The sequence below is a fragment of the Marinimicrobium sp. UBA4509 genome, from assembly GCF_002388575.1.
Taxonomy (GTDB): Bacteria; Pseudomonadota; Gammaproteobacteria; order Pseudomonadales; family Cellvibrionaceae; genus Marinimicrobium; species Marinimicrobium koreense.
The window spans coordinates 72,161-76,414 of the sequence record NZ_DGMV01000054.1 but is presented as its reverse complement, the minus strand read 5'-3'; the positions used below and the strand labels follow the sequence as shown (position 1 = coordinate 76,414).

At 60.9% G+C, this 4,254-nt stretch carries 3 protein-coding genes; all 3 read left to right on the top strand.

The window, feature by feature from the left end; genetic code table 11:
- The coding region (locus B3520_RS10540; RefSeq protein WP_286876004.1) for a glutamate synthase-related protein at positions 1-1,511 on the top strand (1,511 nt) is incomplete at its 5' end.
- A 98-nt stretch (positions 1,512-1,609) separates the two neighbouring features.
- Positions 1,610-3,028 (top strand): FAD-dependent oxidoreductase, encoded by a 1,419-nt coding sequence (locus B3520_RS10535; RefSeq protein ID WP_286807363.1) that lies wholly within the window; start codon positions 1,610-1,612, stop codon positions 3,026-3,028.
- Positions 3,029-3,147: 119 nt separating this feature from the next.
- On the top strand, positions 3,148-4,215 hold the full coding sequence (gene hemE / locus B3520_RS10530) for a uroporphyrinogen decarboxylase (RefSeq protein WP_123638359.1): 1,068 nt from the start codon (positions 3,148-3,150) through the stop codon (positions 4,213-4,215).
- Positions 4,216-4,254: the final 39 nt, after the last annotated feature.

Genomic DNA, 4,254 nt, shown 5'->3' with positions numbered 1-4,254 from the left:
TGGCGCAGCTGATCTTTGACCTCAAGCAGGTCAACCCGGACGCCCAGGTGTCGGTCAAGCTGGTGTCTCGTCCCGGCGTCGGCACTATTGCCGCCGGTGTGGCCAAGGCCTACGCGGACCTGATCACCATTTCCGGCTACGACGGCGGTACCGCGGCCAGCCCGCTGACCTCCATCCGCTATGCGGGCTCTCCCTGGGAGCTGGGCCTGAGTGAAACCCACCAGACCCTGCGCGCCAACGATCTGCGCGACAAGGTCCGGGTGCAGACCGACGGCGGCCTGAAAACCGGCCTGGATGTGATCAAGGCGGCCATGCTCGGCGCCGAGAGCTTCGGCTTCGGTACTGGCCCGATGGTGGCCATGGGCTGTAAGTACCTGCGGATCTGTCACCTGAACAACTGCGCCACCGGTGTGGCCACCCAGCGCGACGACCTGCGTGAAAACCACTACATCGGCACCGTTGAAATGGCGATGAACTTCTTCAAGTTTATTGCCGAGGAAACCCGTGAGTGGTTGGCCCGACTGGGACTGCGCAGTCTGGGTGATCTGGTCGGTCGCGTCGACCTGCTCGAAGCGATCGAAGGCCAGACCAGCAAGCAGAAGCGTCTGGACCTGAGCCGCATCACTTACACCGACAAGTTCCTGGAAACCAAGCCGCAGCTGTGCGCGGTGGATCGTAACGAACCGTTCGACAAGGGCGAGCTGGCCGAGGCGATGGTCAAGGAAGTGCTGCCGGCCATTGAGAGCAAATCCGGCGGTGAATACGCCTTTACCGTGACCAACTGCGACCGCTCTATCGGCGCGCGCATCAGCGGTGAAATTGCCAAGCGCCACGGCAACCAGGGCATGGCGGATAAGCCCATTACGCTAAAACTCACCGGTGTGGCCGGTCAGAGTCTGGGTGTGTGGAACGCCGGTGGCCTGTATATTTACCTGGAAGGCGATGCCAACGACTACGTGGGCAAAGGCATGGCCGGCGGCAAACTGGTGCTGCGCCCACCGCGCAACTCCGGCTTCAAGTCCCAGGACACCAGCATCATGGGTAACACCTGTCTGTACGGCGCGACCGGCGGTAAGGTGTTCGCGGCCGGTCAGGCGGGCGAGCGCTGCGGCGTTCGTAACTCCGGTGCTCACGTCGTCGTGGAAGGTGCCGGTGACCACTGCTGTGAGTACATGACCGGTGGCGTGGTGACCGTACTCGGTCGCACCGGGGTGAACTTCGGTGCGGGTATGACTGGCGGCTTTGCGTTCGTGTTGGATGAGGACAACAGCTTTGTGGATCGCTACAACCACGAACTGGTGGACATTCACCGGGTGGATGGCGAATCGCTGGAAGCGCACCGCAACTACCTGCGTCGGGTCATCACGGAATTTACCGAAGAGACCGAAAGCGAGTGGGGCCAGAACCTGCTGGACAACTTCGATGATTACGTCGGTAAATTCTGGCTGGTCAAGCCCAAGGCGGCGAGCCTGAGCGGCTTGCTCAACGACATGGAAAAACGCGGCGAATAACCCGCCGGTGCGCCTTCGGGCGCACAGGACACTAGAACGATACAGAGCCCGTTCGCCAGTGCGGCGCGGGCTCACACCGATTAGCTGAGGCAGTGATTATGGCCGGACGTTTAAACAACAACTTCCAGTTTATTGATGTGGGCCGTCAGGACCCCGCCAAAAAAGACATGGAAGTGCGCCAGCACGAGTTTGTGGAAATTTACGAACCGTTTGACCAGGACCAGGCAGCCAGTCAATCGCATCGCTGTCTTTCCTGCGGCAATCCCTACTGTGAATGGAAGTGCCCCGTGCACAACTTCATTCCCAACTGGTTGAAGCTGATTTCCGAAGGCAACATCTTTGAAGCGGCCGAGCTGAGTCATCAGACCAACTCCCTGCCGGAAGTCTGTGGTCGTGTCTGCCCCCAGGATCGCCTGTGTGAAGGCGCCTGTACCCTGAACGACGGCTTCGGTGCCGTGACCATTGGTAATGCCGAGAAGTACATCACCGACACCGCTTTCGCCATGGGTTGGAAGCCAGACATGTCCAAGGTCACCTGGACCGACAAGAAAGTCGCCATCATCGGCGCCGGCCCGGCCGGTCTGGGTTGCGCCGACGTGTTGGTGCGCAATGGCGTCAAACCGGTGGTCTTTGATCGTTACCCGGAAATCGGCGGCCTGTTGACCTTCGGTATTCCCGAATTCAAGCTCGAGAAAAACGTCCTGACCCGTCGGCGTGAAATCTTCACCGAAATGGGTATGGAATTCCGTCTGAATACCGAAGTCGGCACCGACATCACCATGGACGAAATTCTCAAGGAGTACGATGCGGTGTTTATGGGCATGGGTACCTACACCTACATGAAAGGTGGCTTCCCCGGTGAAGACCTGCCCGGCGTACACGACGCTCTGCCGTTCCTGGTGGCCAACGTCAATCGCAACCTGGGGTTTGAAAAAGACCCGAGCGAGTTCATCAGCGTGAAAGGCAAGCGCGTGGTGGTGCTCGGCGGTGGTGATACCGCCATGGACTGTAACCGCACCTCCATTCGCCAGGGCGCCGAGAGCGTGACCTGTGCTTACCGCCGTGACGAAGAGAACATGCCCGGCTCGCGCCGCGAAGTGGCCAACGCCAAAGAAGAGGGCGTACAGTTCCTTTTCAACCGTCAGCCTGTGGCCATTGTCGGTGAAGATAAGGTCGAAGGCGTGAAAGTGGTGACCACCGAATTGGGTGAGCCCGATGAAAATGGCCGTCGCCGTCCCGAACCGATTCCGGGCAGTGAAGAAGTCTTGCCGGCTGATGTGGTGCTGATTGCCTTCGGTTTCCGTCCGAGTCCCGCGCCCTGGTTTGACGAGCACGGCATCAAGGTATCCGACTGGGGTGGTGTGGAAGCGCCGGAAACCCAGCAGTACAAGTTCCAGACCTCCAACCCGAAGGTGTTCGCCGGTGGCGACATGGTGCGCGGTTCCGACCTCGTGGTGACCGCCATCTGGGAAGGGCGCGAAGCGGCCGAAGGGATCATGGACTACCTCGAAGTGTAAGAACTTGGGTGACGGCGGATGCGTGCTTCGCACTCCGAGGCGTCGGACCGATCCGCCCTACGACACCTCCGTATCCGCCGCTCCCCTCCCCCGTTCTCCGACTGTACCGGACCATTACTATGACCGAGCTGAAAAACGACCGCTTCCTGCGCGCCCTGGCCCACGAACCGGTGGACGTCACTCCGGTGTGGATGATGCGTCAGGCCGGTCGCTACCTACCGGAATATCGGGCCAGCCGCGAGCGGGCCGGCAACTTCATGGGTTTGTGCGGCAACCCGGACATGGCCTGTGAGGTGACGCTGCAACCCCTGGAGCGCTACCCGCTGGATGCGGCCATTCTGTTCTCGGACATTCTCACTATCCCTGATGCAATGGGGTTGGGCTTGTACTTTGAGCCCGGTGAAGGCCCCAAGTTTGAAAAGCCGGTGCGTACTGAAGCCGATATCATGGCACTGGATGTGGTCAATCCAGAAGCGGATCTGCCCTACGTCCTCGATGCGGTGAAAACCATTCGCCGCGAGCTGGGCGGTCGGGTGCCCCTGATCGGTTTTTCCGGTAGCCCCTGGACCCTGGCCACCTACATGATTGAAGGTGGCTCCAGCCGGGATTTTCGCCGCGCCAAGCAGATGATGTACGACCGGCCCGAGCTGATGCATCACCTGCTCGACACCCTGGCCCAGTCCGTTATCCGCTACCTGAACGGCCAGATTCTGGCGGGCGCCCAGGCGGTGCAGATTTTCGATACCTGGGGCGGCGCCCTGTCCCACAATGCCTACCGGGAATTCTCCCTGCGCTACCTGGAGCAGATTGTCAAAGGCCTGATCCGTCAGCACGACGGCCGCAAAGTACCGGTGATTCTGTTCACCAAAGGCGGCGGCCAGTGGCTGGAGGCCATGGCCGACACCGGCGCCGATGCGCTGGGTCTGGACTGGACCACCGACATCGGCCGCGCCCGCGCCCGGGTCGGTGACCGGGTCGCGCTACAGGGCAATATGGACCCGACCATTCTCTACGCCAGCCCCGAGCGGATTCGCGAGGAAGTCGGTCAGATTCTGGCCTCTTACGGTAAAGGCTCAGGCCACGTCTTCAACCTGGGCCACGGCATCACCCCGGAAGTCGACCCGGAACACGCCGGCGCCTTTATCCGCGCGGTCCACGAGCTGTCGGCCGAGTACCACGGTCAGTAAGTAAAAAGTTTTTGGGTGGCACAGAGGGACGGGAAGGGG